Source organism: Leptolyngbya sp. AN10, assembly GCF_050565645.1.
Lineage (GTDB): Bacteria > Cyanobacteriota > Cyanobacteriia > Leptolyngbyales > Leptolyngbyaceae > Leptolyngbya.
The window spans coordinates 1-15,162 of sequence record NZ_JBNXVP010000054.1 but is presented as its reverse complement, the minus strand read 5'-3'; the positions used below and the strand labels follow the sequence as shown (position 1 = coordinate 15,162).

17 protein-coding genes and 1 tRNA gene are annotated in these 15,162 nt (G+C 47.1%); 7 read left to right on the top strand and 11 right to left on the bottom strand.

All coding sequences use genetic code 11. The features are described from left to right. Positions 1-168: 168 nt before the first annotated feature. On the top strand, positions 169-1,128 hold the full coding sequence (locus ACQ4M5_RS37320; RefSeq protein WP_430680856.1) for a ribonuclease Z: 960 nt from the start codon (positions 169-171) through the stop codon (positions 1,126-1,128). Here the strand turns inward: ACQ4M5_RS37320 and ACQ4M5_RS37315 are convergent. The 7 genes from ACQ4M5_RS37315 to ACQ4M5_RS37285 form a co-directional block, all read right to left on the bottom strand. Beyond that, entirely contained in the window at positions 1,125-2,216 is a 1,092-nt protein-coding gene (locus ACQ4M5_RS37315) for an ABC transporter substrate-binding protein (RefSeq protein WP_430680855.1), read from the bottom strand. The genes ACQ4M5_RS37320 and ACQ4M5_RS37315 overlap by 4 nt on opposite strands. Positions 2,217-2,225: 9 nt before the next feature. Next, on the bottom strand, positions 2,226-3,347 hold the full coding sequence (locus ACQ4M5_RS37310) for an ABC transporter ATP-binding protein (RefSeq protein ID WP_430680854.1): 1,122 nt from the start codon (positions 3,345-3,347) through the stop codon (positions 2,226-2,228). Positions 3,348-3,562: 215 nt separating this feature from the next. Further along, complete coding sequence (locus tag ACQ4M5_RS37305; RefSeq protein WP_430680853.1) at positions 3,563-4,483, bottom strand: Rpn family recombination-promoting nuclease/putative transposase; 921 nt, start codon at positions 4,481-4,483, stop codon at positions 3,563-3,565. Beyond that, the gene (locus tag ACQ4M5_RS37300) at positions 4,483-5,088 is read right to left on the bottom strand and encodes a DUF3318 domain-containing protein (protein WP_430680852.1); all 606 of its coding nucleotides are present in this window, start codon (positions 5,086-5,088) and stop codon (positions 4,483-4,485) included. Before ACQ4M5_RS37300 ends, ACQ4M5_RS37305 begins: the two co-directional genes overlap by 1 nt. Before the next feature lie 51 nt (positions 5,089-5,139). Next, entirely contained in the window at positions 5,140-5,271 is a 132-nt protein-coding gene (locus ACQ4M5_RS37295) for a hypothetical protein (RefSeq protein ID WP_430680851.1), read from the bottom strand. Positions 5,272-5,429: 158 nt separating this feature from the next. Beyond that, entirely contained in the window at positions 5,430-5,555 is a 126-nt protein-coding gene (gene psaJ, locus ACQ4M5_RS37290; RefSeq protein WP_430680850.1) for a photosystem I reaction center subunit IX, read from the bottom strand. 21 nt (positions 5,556-5,576) lie between these two features. Then, the gene (locus tag ACQ4M5_RS37285; RefSeq protein WP_430680849.1) at positions 5,577-6,122 is read right to left on the bottom strand and encodes a Photosystem I reaction center subunit III; all 546 of its coding nucleotides are present in this window, start codon (positions 6,120-6,122) and stop codon (positions 5,577-5,579) included. 173 nt (positions 6,123-6,295) lie between these two features. Between ACQ4M5_RS37285 and tsaD the strand changes: the two genes are divergently transcribed. Together tsaD and ACQ4M5_RS37275 are read left to right on the top strand one after the other, a co-directional pair. Further along, positions 6,296-7,351 (top strand): tRNA (adenosine(37)-N6)-threonylcarbamoyltransferase complex transferase subunit TsaD, encoded by a 1,056-nt coding sequence (tsaD, locus tag ACQ4M5_RS37280; RefSeq protein WP_430680848.1) that lies wholly within the window; start codon positions 6,296-6,298, stop codon positions 7,349-7,351. Between the two features lie 156 nt (positions 7,352-7,507). Next, on the top strand, positions 7,508-8,248 hold the full coding sequence (locus tag ACQ4M5_RS37275) for a hypothetical protein (protein WP_430680847.1): 741 nt from the start codon (positions 7,508-7,510) through the stop codon (positions 8,246-8,248). 9 nt (positions 8,249-8,257) lie between these two features. Here ACQ4M5_RS37275 and ACQ4M5_RS37270 read toward each other — a convergent pair whose 3' ends face one another. Continuing rightward, a complete protein-coding gene (locus ACQ4M5_RS37270) occupies positions 8,258-8,818 on the bottom strand; it encodes a hypothetical protein (protein ID WP_430680846.1) in 561 nt (186 codons plus the stop codon). Between the two features lie 186 nt (positions 8,819-9,004). Between ACQ4M5_RS37270 and ACQ4M5_RS37265 the strand changes: the two genes are divergently transcribed. After that, positions 9,005-9,078, top strand: a tRNA-Asp gene (locus ACQ4M5_RS37265). 173 nt (positions 9,079-9,251) lie between these two features. Further along, positions 9,252-9,788, top strand: coding sequence for a hypothetical protein (locus ACQ4M5_RS37260; protein WP_430680845.1), 537 nt, complete (start codon positions 9,252-9,254; stop codon positions 9,786-9,788). Here ACQ4M5_RS37260 and ACQ4M5_RS37255 read toward each other — a convergent pair. Both ACQ4M5_RS37255 and ACQ4M5_RS37250 read right to left on the bottom strand, forming a co-directional pair. Continuing rightward, positions 9,785-10,087 carry a hypothetical protein gene (locus ACQ4M5_RS37255; RefSeq protein ID WP_430680844.1) on the bottom strand — a complete coding sequence of 101 codons (303 nt, stop codon included), beginning with the start codon at positions 10,085-10,087 and terminating at the stop codon, positions 9,785-9,787. The two genes, ACQ4M5_RS37260 and ACQ4M5_RS37255, sit on opposite strands and share 4 nt — an antisense overlap. Before the next feature lie 102 nt (positions 10,088-10,189). Further along, positions 10,190-11,203 carry a MarR family transcriptional regulator gene (locus ACQ4M5_RS37250; protein ID WP_430680843.1) on the bottom strand — a complete coding sequence of 338 codons (1,014 nt, stop codon included), beginning with the start codon at positions 11,201-11,203 and terminating at the stop codon, positions 10,190-10,192. Between the two features lie 249 nt (positions 11,204-11,452). Here ACQ4M5_RS37250 and ACQ4M5_RS37245 point away from each other — a divergent pair, with 249 nt between their 5' ends. After that, a complete protein-coding gene (locus ACQ4M5_RS37245) occupies positions 11,453-11,683 on the top strand; it encodes a hypothetical protein (protein WP_430680842.1) in 231 nt (76 codons plus the stop codon). Here the strand turns inward: ACQ4M5_RS37245 and ACQ4M5_RS37240 are convergent. Continuing rightward, complete coding sequence (locus ACQ4M5_RS37240; RefSeq protein ID WP_430680841.1) at positions 11,680-13,761, bottom strand: DICT sensory domain-containing protein; 2,082 nt, start codon at positions 13,759-13,761, stop codon at positions 11,680-11,682. The two genes, ACQ4M5_RS37245 and ACQ4M5_RS37240, sit on opposite strands and share 4 nt — an antisense overlap. Before the next feature lie 213 nt (positions 13,762-13,974). Between ACQ4M5_RS37240 and ACQ4M5_RS37235 the strand changes: the two genes are divergently transcribed. Then, on the top strand, positions 13,975-15,024 hold the full coding sequence (locus ACQ4M5_RS37235; RefSeq protein WP_430680840.1) for a tetraprenyl-beta-curcumene synthase family protein: 1,050 nt from the start codon (positions 13,975-13,977) through the stop codon (positions 15,022-15,024). Positions 15,025-15,162: the final 138 nt, after the last annotated feature.

Here is a 15,162-nt window from a genome sequence, read left to right as displayed (position 1 = left end):
TTTATTAAGTTTCTAACATTTGTTAATATACGTGACTTTCCATTGCCTGTAATCCGGATCACGCAAACCTGCTTAAAATTTCATCGTTCTTTGGCAGAGACCGCTTCGGTGTGAAGCAAGTTCCTGTGGCAGTATGAAGATAGTGTATTGAGTTCAGGCGGGTCAGCTTTGCAGATCACATTTTTGGGCACGAGTTCTGGGGTTCCGACTCGATCGCGAAATGTTAGCGCGATCGCACTCCGCTTGCCGCAACGGGCGGAGGTGTGGCTGTTTGACTGCGGGGAAGGAACACAACATCAATTTCTCAGAAGCGATCTGCGGGTGAGTCAGATTCGACGAATTTTCGTCACGCACGTTCACGGGGATCACATTTTCGGCTTAATGGGCTTGTTGGCAAGCTGCGGACTGGCGGGAAATCCTGAACAAATCGATATTTACGGTCCTCCTGAGTTAGATCAGTACCTCAAGGCGTGTAAGCGGTATTCACAGACGCATTTTTCCTATCCGGTCAAATTTCATCCGGTGAGTCCTGGGCTGGTCTTTGAGGATGAAGAATTCACGGTGACTTGTGATTTGTTGAAGCATCGAGTTCCCGCGTTCGGGTATCGGGTGGCGGAGAAAGACCGTCCGGGGCATTTCAAGGCTGAAGTCGCGAAAGAGTTGGGGATTCCGTCGGGTCCGATTTATGGAAAGTTGAAGCGGGGCGAGACGGTAACGCTACCGGATGGACGGACGATCGATGGAAAAAACCTCTGCGGCGAAACCGAAATCGGACGCAAAATGGCTTATTGTACCGATACGGTTTTTTGTGAAAATGCGATCGACCTTGCCCGTGATGCAGATGTGCTGATTCACGAAGCCACGTTCGCCCATCAAGATGCAGAGATGGCATTTCAGAGACTTCATTCGACTTCGACAATGGCGGCTCAAACGGCGTTATTGGCTCAAGTGAAGACGCTGATTATGACGCATTTTAGCCCTCGATATGCGCCTGGAAATGCAATTCAGATCAAAGATTTGCTCAATGAAGCTCGTGCGATTTTTCCAAATACGGAATTGGCTTCGGATTTCTGGACTTATGAGATTCCGAGACGGACTGAGCAAGCGAAGGAAGCGATCGCGCATTAACTCGTAAGCTTTGTCCAATAGCGATCGTATGCTTCCAAAACGTCCCGCTCCATCGGCAGAATCGATTCAGATTTATTGATCGTTTCCATTGATGGGAAAAGGCTAGTATTCGATTGCACATCAGGCGGCAATTTCGCGATCGCGGCTCGATTTGTAGTAGCAAAAGACAACCGCTCCGTCAATTTCGCAGCGACTTCCGGTTGCAGCATAAATTCCATCCAAGCGTAGGCTGCATCTGGGTTTGGAGCCGTTTTGGGAATTACCATTGTGTCACTCCAAACCGAAGTTCCGCTGGCTGGAATCACGTATTTGAGTTTCGGATTCTGAGTCGTAGCAAGAACAGCATCCGAAGAGTAAACCATTGAAATTAAAAGATCTCCAGCAATTAACTGATCGCGCCAAGCATCGGTGGTGAAAGTTGCGATCGCAGGTTTCAATTCTTGTAAGCGATCGTAGGCTTTCTTCAGTTCTGCGGGGTCTTGAGAATTGTAAGAATAACCGAGCGATCGTAAAGTCGCACCCAACACTTCCCGCACATCATTCATCAGCGTAATGCGTCGATTCAGCTTGTCTTTGTTTTCCCAAAGATAGTTCCAATCAGTGGGTGGATTCGTCAGCTTCTCGCTGTTATAAAGCAATCCAGTCGTTCCCCAACTCACAGGAACACTGTAGCGATTTCCAGGATCATGAATCGTGTTCTGAAATCGAGGAAGTAAATTACTCAAACTTTCTAGCCTCAGATGATCGAGTTCGCTTAGATACCCAAGCCCTTTCATCTGAGTCACTTTGTAGTCAGATGGGTAAATGATGCTGTAGATACCTGCTTTTCCTGCCTGAAACGTCGCTAACATCGTTTCATTAGAATCAAACACATCGAACGTTACTTTAATTCCAGTTTTGGCGCGGAACGTATCGACTAATTCTTGATCGATATAGTTCGCCCAAGTGTAGATATGGAGTTCATCCGAAGAAGACGCGATCGCCCGATCGGTCTGAACTTTTGCAAGTGTCCACCCACAACTCGACAAGCCAAACCCAGACATTCCAAGAGCAGCCGTTTTCAAGAATCGACGACGAGAATAAGCCATTTTCGCCTCCTACGATTCTGACAACGCTAAACTATCGATCGCATTCCAACACACATAGATTGGAGTATCTGCATTGGGAAGATTCGCTGAAGTGGGCTGACGAACGATGATGCGATCGCCCGATTGTAACTGCACTAAACAATGCACGTGCGTTCCCAAATACATCACATCTTGCAATCGACCTTCAAAACAATTCGCTGAATCCACAGGCGCGAGTGAAATCTGAATCTTCTCAGGGCGTGTACTGGTCATGACCCATCCAGAAGTCAGCGGATTCGTCGGATTTTGCTGCACTGTGAGCTTAATTCCGGTTTCGGTTCTAATCCAAAGCGTCTGAGGATGTGCGCCTTCGATCTTGCCGCGTAGCAAGTTCGTATCTCCGATAAAGTCAGCAACGAATGGAGTCGAAGGTCGATCGTAGATTTGTTCTGGTGTGCCAACCTGTTCGAGCTTGCCAAGGTTCATCACTGCAATGCGATCGGACAATGACAACGCTTCTTCCTGATCGTGCGTCACCATCACAAAGGTAATTCCCAACTCCCGGTGTAAGGTTGCAAGTTCTACCTGCATTTCCTTCCGCAGTTTCAGATCCAAGGCTCCCAACGGTTCATCGAGCAGTAACACCGCTGGACGATTCACCAATGCTCGTGCGACCGCGACCCGTTGCTGCTGTCCACCAGAAAGCTGAGTCGGAAATCGATTCGCTAAATGTTCAAGCTTCACCAGTTTCAAAGCATCTCTCACGCGGTCTTGAGTTTCCGATCGAGAACATTTCTGAATCTTTAAGCCAAATGCAATATTTTCCCAAACGGTCATGTGTCCGAACAGTGCATAGCTCTGAAACACTGTATTCGCGGGACGCTTATAAGGCGGGACATTTAGCATTGAGCGATCGCGAATCAGAATGTCCCCTGCCGACGGATTCTCAAATCCTGCGATCATTCGTAGCGTCGTGGTTTTACCGCATCCAGACGGACCCAAAATACTAAAAAATTCACCGCGTCGAATGCCCAGATCGATTCCACGCACAGCGGCTTCACCGTTGTAAACTTTGGAGACTTTTCGCAGTTCGACATCAAGACTCGTATCGAGACTGCGAACGGGGGGAGTCTGAGTTGCCATTTGAGCCATAAAGATAACTTCCGGTGCGATCGTGGGGCATTAACCGCTCATGTGTCGGTCATTTCCGCGACAAACCCATCGTATCTGGGAAACTCGAATTCGGAACATTCCGTAAATTCACGCGCTTGATTGTAAAGCCTTTAAATTTCCCATGGGTTCGTACTGCTAGATTTCCCAATCCCCCGAAGAATTAACCCTTGTGATCCACGCAAAACTGGAAGATGTCAAGCCTGTATCAACCAAGCTTCCAAATCGGCTAGGGACGTAAATTCTAATAAGGCTTCTCCCAAGGTTTCGATTTGATCGATCGACAAACGATCGCAGCGATCGAGAATTTCAGGCGGTAAAGATCCGACTTGCTTAGTTAAAAGTCGTAAAACTAGCGATCGCTCCCGCTCAATTCCTTGCTCAATTCCTTGCTCAATTCCTTCTTGCATCCAACTGGTTACGATTTGCATAATGCCCTCTCGTCGTTCTGGTTCAATTCTACTAATTTCCGTTTGAAACGCTTGGGTTTCCGTTGCATTCAGCTTTAAGTAGGTATCAACAAATCCTGAGATCAACTTGGTTCGAGCAGGATCGAGTCGCAGTGTCACTAATAATCGCAAGCACTCTACTTTGACTCTGACTCGATCTTCTGGCGCAATCCGCATTTTGCTCATTAGTGCGGCTGCAACTGGGTTGGGCTGATCGATAAAATGCCGCCAGTTGAGGCGATTTAACTGAATCGATTCAAAGTTGAACTCTAAAATCTTTCGATTTGGAAACTCGATCGTATAAGTACTTGGCTCTTCCCGGTAAGGCTTGTCAAACGAGAAGACGACGATCGGATAAATTCGCTGCAAAAACTTCTGATGCAATCGGGAGAAATAGAAAAAGATACGGCGCGTAAAGTTCGATTTTGGGGTCGATTGCGCTTCAACGTGAACGAGAAAAGCGGCATCTTCACCGGATTGCTTTACTTCGACCAAGAGATCGATAATCTTTTCCTCTCCAGCGGTCAGATCAGCAAAGTATTCCTGTTGAAGAAACCGAATCGAATTTGGGTCAATCGTCGATCGCAGTTCCGGCAAAAATAATTCCAAAAACTCCAGAAAAAAGGTCGAGATCAACTCTTTGAACAAGCGATCATGATCGATTTCCACTATTCCTGCCTCAATTCATCAGGAATTCCGACCGGAGACAATCCACCGATCGCTCTTAATGCCTGACATCGAAGAAGTTCAACAAAACTCAGCATTCGACCTTCGTTTTGAGCCACCGACTCGATCACGCTACAAAGTGCTCGTGCTGCCTCAGTTTCCGTATATCCGCGCCGTTGAGCAACTTTGATCGCTTTCTCATCCGCTTCGAGTTCAACCCGCGAACTCTTCGTATTTCGCCAAATTTGAAACAGTGCGATCGCGCTTAATCCACTCGCCGCCGCGACTCCCACAAAATCCTGCTGTGCCAGTTCAATTCCAAGCCCGATCGCGCCTAATGCAGTCAATCCCAACATCGGAGAAGGCTGGAACCATTTGATATTCGTACTCCAGCTTACGGTGCGGAGAATCAGTAAATCTCGCTGCGATCGGGATAAGCGGCTCCAGAGATCGAAATTGATATAAATTGTGCGATCGCTCGTCCACGGAAGCGGTGCGGGAGCGTCGATGACTAATCTTTGATCGGGTTTACTGACTAATTTGGCGAACATTCGACCGGATGCAGGCATCACATCTAACAGCCGTCTAATCTCAGGTTCAGGATTCATGATCGGGGCAATAGGCTCACGATTTTGAGTATAGAGCCTTGCCCCGTTCTCCTACTGTCCCAAGATCAAAAGATCCGGAGCGACCCAGTTAATTAGAATAAATAGCGTATACAAGGCACTCAGCGTAACAATTCCAAGGATTGAAGGAACTGAAAGGAATCTCAAAAAATATTGAAGTTGCATAAGAACGCTCCAAAGATTAGAACGATTCGTAGTTTAGAGGAGTTCAAATTGCTGATCATCGGTCTGAGGCTGTGACTTGGATTCAGCCATTAGACAGATATGAAAAAGCGCGATCGCTACTTTGAACGATCGCGCCTCTTCACTCTTCAGAAATCTGCTTATCTCGGATGAGACAGCAGATCGGGGAAGAACCGATTGAACTCAATCAAAATGCCTGCCGTGAACGTTAACCAAACCGCACACAGCACAGGAGCAGAAGAAAGATACCGGGTAAAACCAGCCATGAATAAACCTCCAAACGATGATTAACGAGCGCGGTTTTGCGATCGAGCAGGTGCAGTTTTATCGACTTGCATGAGCAGAACCGAATCTGCACCAACCGGAACGCGATCGTCGCGCTCGGTCAGTTCACCGCTCAACAGTTCTTTCACTGCCAAGAGGGGCCACAACGCAGCACCCAACATGCACTTGATTGCCAAAGGCACGTCGATAATGATTTCTTTTTCTTCAGGCTTGTCAGACTTTTTCGCCGCTTGGATGTAAGAACGACCCGCCCAACCGATCCAGCCTGCAATCAGCAAGAACAGAATGCCGGGAATCGTGAATTCACCAACGTGCTGAAGGTTGCCATCAGTGATTAAGTGAGGCAGACCATCATCTTTACCGCAGAGTAAACCGGATTTCGAGTAAAGCTCGAAGCGGCGTTGAGCGGAAGCGCTAGTGGAATCTTGCATCCGCTGCGCGAACACTTCACTTTCGCTACAAGGTACTAAGTTATAAGCGTGGGCAGGCTGAGGGTTGAAAGCCAAACCCAGGAAAAGAACGAGAACTAGAGCAAACAATCGTTGCATGGAATTGTTTCCCTTTGACGAATTACAAAAGAGGGGTTGTGTCAAACAGTTGATGTTTTCCACTGTTGTTTTTTTCAAGCGGAATCGAGTGGAACGCTACACTAGAAAATCAGTCTAGCTCACTCAATTCGAGCAACTGTAAACAGTTACCTACTCCCAAAACCTACCAGCAAATGGCAACGGTCTTAGCAATTGAAACAAGTTGTGACGAAACTGCGGTGGCGATCGTAAAAAATCGTCACATTTTAAGTAGTGTCGTGTCGTCCCAAATCGCGATCCATCAGCAGTATGGCGGCGTTGTGCCCGAAGTGGCTTCTCGTCAGCACGTCGAAATTGTCAATCAAGCGATCGCACAATCTTTTACAGAATCCGGTCTCTCTTGGGCGGATATTGATGGAGTTGCGGGAACTTGTACACCCGGATTGGTTGGGGCGTTGTTGGTCGGATTGACTGCGGCGAAAACTTTAGCGATCGTGCATGAGAAACCGTTCCTCGGCGTTCATCATTTGGAGGGGCATATTTACGCTTCGTATTTGAGCGATCCTGATTTAGAACCGCCGTTTCTCTGTTTGCTCGTATCTGGAGGGCATACGAGTTTGATTTACGTGAAAGATTGCGGACAATACGAAGTCTTAGGTCAAACGCGAGATGATGCAGCGGGAGAAGCCTTTGATAAAGTGGCTCGATTGTTAAAATTAGGGTATCCAGGTGGACCGATTATTGACAAACTAGCGGCTCAAGGGAATCCGAAAGCGTTTCCGTTGCCAGAAGGTCAGATCTCGCTGCCAGAAGGCGGATTCCATCGGTATGATTCAAGTTTTAGCGGGTTGAAAACGGCAGTATTGCGACTGACTCAGAAATTGAAGGCGACCGGGGAAGAATTACCGATCGCTGATCTCGCCGCAAGTTTCCAAGCAACCGTGGTTCGAGCTTTAACAAAACGAGCGATCGCTTGTGCGCGAGATTATGGACTGAATACGATCGCAGTGGGTGGTGGAGTTGCCGCAAATCGAGGCTTACGAGAACAATTGCAAATCGCCGCAGAACCGCATGGGATTAAAGTGCTATTTCCACCGATGAAATTTTGTACCGATAATGCAGCCATGATTGCTTGTGCAGCTTCAGAGCATTTAGATCGGGGGCATATATCGGAATTATCGATCGCGGCTCAGTCTCGGTTGCCGCTAGAGCAAATTATGACACTTTATCAGAGCCTCAGAACCGAGTGAGAAGGTTAAAACAACGTTATCTTACATTTAAGAGTAGGTTAAGCCTCGATCGTCTATAGTGGTATCGATCCGCACATACACATTGTTTTCGACTCCGGTTCGTCCCGCGGTGAACAGGGTTAAGCATCAACCTCAACCCTCGTTTCTTCAAACAAAATGCACTCTATTTCAATTTCCCCGAAGCAAGTCGTGATCACGCTGATTTCGGTGATTCCTTTGATGCTCGCCCTACAGTTTTCGCTGCGGGTGATCCGTTGGGTTGTAGAGCAAAACGCCGATCCTCGCTCAAGTACTCTGTATGCGCTGGTTCAACGGCTGCACTTCGATAGCGAACTGAGCGTTCCAACCTGGTATTCTGCAACTCTGCTGTTGATTGGAGCGGCATTGTTCGCATTGATCGCCGCTACCAAATCTCGATTCCAGAAGAATGAGGTGCTGCATTGGCAAGGATTAGCAATTTTACTTTTTTACTTATCGATCGATGAAGCATCGTCTCTGCACGAATTAACAGTCGTTCCGCTTCGGACTACCTTCAACCTTAGTGGAGTGCTGTACTTCTCCTGGGTTGTCATTGCACTCCCAGCCTTACTGGTCTTATTTTTCATTTACCTCAAGTTCTTCAAGACGTTACCCCAACAGACTCGACGGCTATTGCTTTTAGCGATTGGACTTTACGTTGGAGGAGGGCTAGGAATCGAATTGATCGGTGCCCATCTCGTTCAGTTGCAGTCCTTCAATCGCGTTGCTTATTTTGCAGTTTCAACGGCTGAAGAAGTGCTAGAAATGCTCGGGGTCAATGTCCTGATTTACGCGCTGCTGACGTACATTGCTCGTGAAATTGGAAGTATAGAGCTGTCAATTCGGCATTCCGTGAGTAAAAGAGATCCCTTTGCTTGAATCGGTGCATTATTCTTGCAGACTGAGTTCCCATTCAGCGGTTTGAGCATTCCAGACGGGTTGTTCAGTCTCTCCCACCACAAACGGTCCCCAATAGCGCTGTGAGCCATCCTGAGCGAAGGCGACTAAGACATCGCCACGTTTGAGTCGAATGGCTCGATTCGGCAATGCCACAAGCAATCCTGAGTCACTGCCTTCTTGCGGTGCAAAATCCCAGTGAGACGGAAGCGCAAATCCTTTTGGCGGTTCACCCGCTTTTGCATTTGGTTCCTTGGGCTGACGAGCTAACAGAGCCACTCGGAGAGTGTGATCTGATCGATTGCGAATCCGGAGATTTCCTTGTTTGAGCGCGATCGCGCTTTGATCCGGTTTCTCGATCTCCGGAGGAGTCACCGCTTCGGCAGGAGGACTCGCAGTTTTAATCACCGGAACCGAATTTGGAGTATCAGACGAAATCGAAATCTCGATCGGTAAAAGTTTGAGAAGAACGGTTCCCGCGATCGCGGTCAACACAACTGAAGCCAACGCAATTTTAATCGCGGGATGCCGCCCGATTTTGAGATCTTTCATGAGTTTCGCCTAGCACACGTCAATCTTCCTACTTCAGTGATAACAAGGGAATTGAGGATCGGGCAGAAATTTTTTGGGGATCATCGATCGACAAGCAGTGAAAAAAACTTTAGCCATTTGTTTGACAAATCCGGGTCAAGACTGCATACTAGAAATCGCGCTGCAAAACAGGGCGAAAGCAAACTTGGGACTGTAGTTCAATTGGTTAGAGCACCGCCCTGTCACGGCGGAAGTTGCGGGTTCGAGCCCCGTCAGTCCCGTAGAAGGTTCAGGTATCGCAAGATTCTCTCGCTAGAGCCGATACAGCCTTTGATATTAAAATCTGCATAGATCTGTTGCATGAATATGCAAAAAAAGTGCATATTTGTATTTACAGTCGCGAATCACTGTGGCTGTGAGAGGGATCAGCGTAAGCAGACTATTAGGGAAAGTAATGAACTCATTTGCTGTTATTCAACCAGGCATTATTGGTGAGTTATTCAAGCCTGAGCAATCTGCTAGGTCTGGTGAATTTGATGGCAACTCTTATTTCCACCAAATCACCTATCAGGCAGATGAACTCACAAAAGAAGTGAAACTGAACTGGAAGGAACTTTCGGAAGAGAAGCGTCAGATTTTGAGAGATCTTGCAAACGACGCATACGAGCTGAAAAGTCCAAAGGAAAAACAACCTTTTAATTTCCAACGACAATTTTTGAGAATTAGAATGGCGATCGCGATTCTTCGAGGACAACAGGACACAATCTTTTCAGCCGCTCATGCAACGTACAAACTGTTGAGCGCAGTAATGGATGCTGTTGAACAAGAAGAAAGCAACGTCTCAATGGCAACAATCTATTTGAAGAACGGCGAAACTGCAACGCTGCCAGTTAGCGAGGTTGATGAATATCTACAAGCCAACTCCGAAAAGCTCGAACCGAAAAGAATTAAGACTCGCCGCCCCAGGATGCAAGGGAAATCGTTGTTTTAAGCGTCACAGTAGATGATGACTGTTTTGATCGACTCGCTGAATGCAAATTCTTCGCGATCAGCCTCATCGTCGCTGCGAGCATAGTAAACGACGCAGTTTTTAAAGAGCTTGAACTTCAAGTTTGTGTCGTCACTTTCTCTGGAGATATAGCGCTTCCTGGTGCCAAGCTCGACGTATACCGAATAGGCGGCTGAACTTCCAGAACTGCCATGTCGCCTTCCAAAATCTTTGCCATAGACACATCCATCTGTCTCTGCTGCTTCAAATTCTAGTTTGTTGACTTTGATGCGAGTAACCACTTTCTTGCCTGTCGGAGTTCAATACTAAGCATGGGAACGAAAACGAATTTGAGCTGTTCCTCCTAGTCTTTAGGAAAGTAGAAGGAACAGCTTAATCTGGAATTAGCTGTCCTTATGCTGAATATCTCCCAACGACATCAAGCGTTCATAGGAGTTAAACCATTTTTCTTTCAATTCGTCGCTCCAGCTAGAATCAAATTCAGGTAATTTTTCCACCAACTTACCAAGGAGACTGATTTGTTGCGATTTTAGTGGAACTTCATCTGCGGACTTGCTGGAGGAAGACGCGACCATTGTTTGAGCCTCGACTTGATTACTATCGTTTTCTGGAATTAGGGCGAGATCGGAGTTAGCCAAGTATTTACGAAAGATTGAAATTAACTCAGTAGCATTAACGTCTGTAGCCAAAAAATAGAGATATTCGTACCCGTCTTCCGTCTTTCGCTTTTCTCGATCAACCAAACCCGTCCTCATCCATTTGGTTAGGCGCGAGTGAATTGTCGGTTTTGGTTGACCTGTTGCGTCTGACAACTGGCGTATCGTTGCCTGTTGGAACCTGAAGAGATATGCCAACACTTCCAAGTAGTCTCTGCGAAAAGCGGGCTTGATTTCAGCAACGGCACTCGATACAGAATCCAGGTCTCCTCGTTTCAGTTCTTCAACGCTTTTTCGTTTTTTCTTGGCGATCGACTCGATTGGCTCAGACGGTTGGGCTTGCTGTGCCAGTGCAATTTGAGCAATATACCGTAGTTCTTCTTCAGCCACCCCTGCTGAAAGACGATAGAAGTAAGTCGGTTTAACGTTTGGGCTGGAAGTCGGGGGACTGTATTGAATCAGAAAATCTTGGGGAGGGGTAATTAACTTTTGAACTCTCTGAACAAGAGAGGTTCTCGCAATATCGGCAACGCTCATCAGTTGTTTTCTGGACGCGCCTTGTGGAGACTGATTTGCCTCGAAAATAATCAAACAGTTCTTTTCGTCTAGATCGGCACAACGCTGAGTGGGAGGATCGAGCAACATACTTGGTTCACCTCTTGGTTGCTCTACAACGAGCTTCAGTTGCGGATTTGACGAGCTTGTATTGCGATTCCGCCCATTTGCGTTATAATTGAACATGGAAAAACTGCCTCTTTGTAGTTTACGAGGGGTCAGAGAATATCGGAAAAGGCGGCGAACTGTGGAAGGTTGGGTCGCCTTTTCTACGTTTGAATTGTAGCACCGCTGTATTAGATCAGGCAATAACGTTTTTAATTCTCGATCTGGGTGTCAACCTATTCTAGATAAACCTAGTTTTCAGACCTTCCTGTAAATCGTCATGCTTGAATTTGGGCATTATGATGACGCAATGTCGGGTAATCGATAACTATGGGAAGACCTCGCAAGTACAGCGGACTCTACGATCGACAAAAAGCCTACAAAGCTCGATCGGACTATGACAAGAAAGACGCATCCCTTGGTTATCGTGCTGGATACAATCAGGCGAAAGCAGGTCGAGAAAAATCGAATCTCTCTGAGCGCTCACCAGAGTATCAAGCGGCTTATGACAAAGGCTATTCGGCAGGGTTGACCGCCTTGAAAAATAGCAGCCTGAGTTAATCCCTTGATCGAGTTCTCTTCCTTTGTGCCGTTCGTTTCGTTTCACCGCTTGGCACGATCGGGATTGTAAAGTGAAATTCGCTACCCCGATCTTTGCCGCTCGATTCTGCCCAGATGCGACCCCCCCAGTTTGTAATGATTTGGCGGCAGATAGCGAGTCCGAGACCTGTACCGCCTGTGGTTCGACGGAGTGCACCTTCTTCCTGGTAGAAGCGATCGAACACCGTTTCGAGTCGATTTTCCTCGATGCCGCGTCCGGTGTCTGCAACCGTCACTTCAAGCATTGCACCTTCATGTTGTTTCGCTCGAATCGTTACTCTACCTTGAGAATCAGTGAATTTGCAGGCGTTATCGAGGAGTTTAGTCAGGACTTCAACCAACCATTCGCCATCGACTTGAACGAGAGGAAGCTCGGTCGAAAGCTGGGTCACGATTTGCGGCAGTGGAGTGGCAATTCTGCGGGCTTGAAGACTACTGAGGGCAAGATCGACGCATTCCCAGAGCGGTACAGGTTCAATCCTCCATTCGATTCGTCCGCTTTCAAGCCGCGATAGGGTGAGGAAGTCTTGAATGAGTTTCCGCATTCGTTCGGCATCGGCTAACGCGGAATTTAGCATCACTTGCCGCAAATCTTGAGACATGTCGGGTTCGCTGGCAAGGCTTTCGAGACAGACCTGGATCGTTGAAAGGGGGGTGCGAAGTTCGTGTCCGGTAATGGCGATGAGATTGCTGCGAGTTCGATCGAGCGCTTCTAGTTGCTGATTCAAATCCTCTAAGTTGGCAAACGATTCCGCTTGAATTAATGCCACCCCAACTTGAGTCGCGATCGCTTCAACCATTTCGACTTCATCGCGCTCTAGAACGTGCGGAGTTGCGCCACAGTAGTGCAATTCGACCATGCCTAAAAGCTGGTTTTGATGCAACACGGGAACCATCAGCCACGATCGAATTTGCCACTCTTCGGTTAACGATTTGAGGGTGCGATCGCCATCTTTGATCATGGCAAAGCGTGGATCAGTCTGAGTGTCTTGGATAAAAACCGCTTCCTGTCGCTGTACGACTTCCTCGAATAGGGGGTTGCCTTGTAGCGTCCAAGTTCGACCTGCTAACGAAGGGACAGAATCGAGCAGGTATTCATCCTGCAATACGGCAGACGAATCTGAGGATTTGCAGCGATAGATCAAACATCGTCCTGCACCCAAAACTTTGCCAAGTTCTTCAGCCGCGACATTGAGAATTTCATGCGGGTCAAGCGATCGACGAACCGCTGCCGTGATCGAGTTGACTAAGCGTTCTTTGCGTTCTTTTTCGGCAATTGATCGATACGCTTTGGCGAGTTTGTACTGTCCCGCTTGCAGATAAGTGACTAAGCGATCGGCAAACGGAGCCGGATCAACGTGATTAATATCCGTCGTTGAACCTGCTGCAATTTGCGTCAGTACGGAATCAATCTTACTTTGCAGTTCTGGACGATAACGCTGGATTCGGTGCAGTAGAATCTCAGCGGATTTCAGCACAATCGCGCGATCGAAGGTCCAAATGCCTTCAAACCGCCGCGATTGATCGACGTGTAACAGTGGAACAGTTGGAGTTTCTTCGCTCAAATCGCGCTCTCGGCAGATCAAACAAGAAGCATACTGTTCGCTTAGTACAATCAAGTGCCATTCCTTGCTCAAACCATCTTCGGGTTCAAACGCGATCGTTTCATAGTGATCTGAACGATTGGTGAAATCGGTTTCGGGAGCCGCAAGTACGTAGACTTGATCCGTACGATCGGAGATTCTCAGATACCGATGTGCTTCTTGACGATAAAAGCGTTCACGTTGAAAACTAGCAATTACAAGCGGGTGATCATTGCCTGCCAAAACCTGGTCTTCCATCGCATGTGACAAGGCAGTGAGGGAAGACTTGAAGTAGATTTGGGGTCGCACCTGGGGAAGCTCTTTCAGGAGGGCTTCCAGGACTGAATCAGGGATGATCATTGATAGTAAATTTACCCGCCAACTGTGAGAAATCCAGTCGATCGAGAGATAGCGTAGAACTTTGTTTATGGAAGTAAAAATCACTTCCTCAGCCATTGTAGAGGGTTCGTGGGATCGATTGCCGATTCGTGTTTCGTTTCTTAACCCACGCTAGGTTTTGCAGCCGCAGATACAAATCTTAATAGTTCTATCTAAAACAGTAGGGGTTTGTGGATTCAAGTCATTCTGAATGATGACGGTGAAGTGAATCAAAGTTTCTAGGGTTAAAGCGATCGAACTTTTGTTGTCCCTGAACTCTCACACACCTTCATGAATATTCCGGCTTCTCCGTGGTCGTTGATGTCAGAAACCTACTTCAAAGTGCTTCCCGCTGTTCGGAGCAATTTGAATCACTGGAAAATCCAGGCACAGCAAATTCCAAATCTAGAACTTCGTCAGCAAGCTTTAGCAAGTTTGACTGATAAACAGTTTCACTGTGAAGGCGGCGCGATTTATGGATTGCTGGCGAAAAGTCACTGGCGCGAAGCGATTCGATTTATTGTGGCGTATCAAACGATTAGTGATTATTTAGATAATTTGTGCGATCGGAGTACATCCCTTGATCCTGAAGATTTTCGTGCGCTGCATGAAGCCACGATCGATGCGCTGACTCCAGAGGCAGAAGTCAAAAACTATTACCGTTTACGAGACGATCAAGAAGACGGTGGCTATCTACAGAATTTGGTGAGAACTTGCCAAAACGTTTTGCGTCAGTTGCCGAATCACACGAATCTTGTACCTGTATTGCATGAACTCGCGAACTATTATTGTGATTTGCAAGTTCACAAGCACGTCACTGTAGAAGAACGAGTTCCCCGATTAAAACTATGGTTTGATTTGCATCAGAAACAGCTACCAGAACTTTATTGGTATGAGTTTTCTGCTTGTGCGGGATCAACGCTTGGAATTTTTTGCTTGGTTGCCTACGCTTTTCATCAAGACTTGTCGGAGTCGTTTACTAATCAAGTGAAAAACAGCTATTTCCCTTGGGTTCAGGGTCTACACATCTTGCTCGATTACCTGATCGACCAAGAGGAAGATCGAATTCATGGGGATTTGAATTTCTGTTTCTACTACAACAGTCAAGAACAGATGCTCGATCGATTCAAGCACTTCGTTGACAATGCCAAACGGAGTGTTTCTCAGTTGCCTCATGCTCAATTCCACCAATTGATCAATCAAGCCTTACTTGGCGTTTACTTGTCGAACAAGAAAGTGAGAGGACAGCGAGAAGTTCAAACAATCGCGAAACAGTTAATCGCGATCGGAGGCAAACCTGCATCGTTTTTCTTCCGAAGTCGCCTCCTGCTTTCCCATTAAGCTTGTTCTAATAACCCAAGTTGCTAGTTAGAAGCGGTCAGGGAGCAAAGCCAATAAAATCTCTTCAAGATGTTGACCCTCGAAGAGAAGAAAAATGCTTGACGAAATTATAGCGATTTATGCAATTACCGACGACTT

Bases quoted from the DNA above. Each gene is read 5' to 3' on its own strand.
- ACQ4M5_RS37315 (WP_430680855.1), bottom strand. From the start codon at position 2,216: ATGGCTTATTCTCGTCGTCGATTCTTGAAAACGGCTGCTCTTGGAATG.
- ACQ4M5_RS37310 (WP_430680854.1), bottom strand. From the start codon at position 3,347: ATGGCTCAAATGGCAACTCAGACTCCCCCCGTTCGCAGTCTCGATACG.
- ACQ4M5_RS37300 (WP_430680852.1), bottom strand. From the start codon at position 5,088: ATGAATCCTGAACCTGAGATTAGACGGCTGTTAGATGTGATGCCTGCA.
- ACQ4M5_RS37295 (WP_430680851.1), bottom strand. From the start codon at position 5,271: ATGCAACTTCAATATTTTTTGAGATTCCTTTCAGTTCCTTCAATCCTT.
- psaJ (WP_430680850.1), bottom strand. From the start codon at position 5,555: ATGGCTGGTTTTACCCGGTATCTTTCTTCTGCTCCTGTGCTGTGTGCG.
- ACQ4M5_RS37285 (WP_430680849.1), bottom strand. From the start codon at position 6,122: ATGCAACGATTGTTTGCTCTAGTTCTCGTTCTTTTCCTGGGTTTGGCT.
- tsaD (WP_430680848.1), top strand. From the start codon at position 6,296: ATGGCAACGGTCTTAGCAATTGAAACAAGTTGTGACGAAACTGCGGTG.
- ACQ4M5_RS37275 (WP_430680847.1), top strand. From the start codon at position 7,508: ATGCACTCTATTTCAATTTCCCCGAAGCAAGTCGTGATCACGCTGATT.
- ACQ4M5_RS37270 (WP_430680846.1), bottom strand. From the start codon at position 8,818: ATGAAAGATCTCAAAATCGGGCGGCATCCCGCGATTAAAATTGCGTTG.
- ACQ4M5_RS37260 (WP_430680845.1), top strand. From the start codon at position 9,252: ATGAACTCATTTGCTGTTATTCAACCAGGCATTATTGGTGAGTTATTC.
- ACQ4M5_RS37250 (WP_430680843.1), bottom strand. From the start codon at position 11,203: ATGTTCAATTATAACGCAAATGGGCGGAATCGCAATACAAGCTCGTCA.
- ACQ4M5_RS37245 (WP_430680842.1), top strand. From the start codon at position 11,453: ATGGGAAGACCTCGCAAGTACAGCGGACTCTACGATCGACAAAAAGCC.
- ACQ4M5_RS37240 (WP_430680841.1), bottom strand. From the start codon at position 13,761: ATGGCTGAGGAAGTGATTTTTACTTCCATAAACAAAGTTCTACGCTAT.
- ACQ4M5_RS37235 (WP_430680840.1), top strand. From the start codon at position 13,975: ATGAATATTCCGGCTTCTCCGTGGTCGTTGATGTCAGAAACCTACTTC.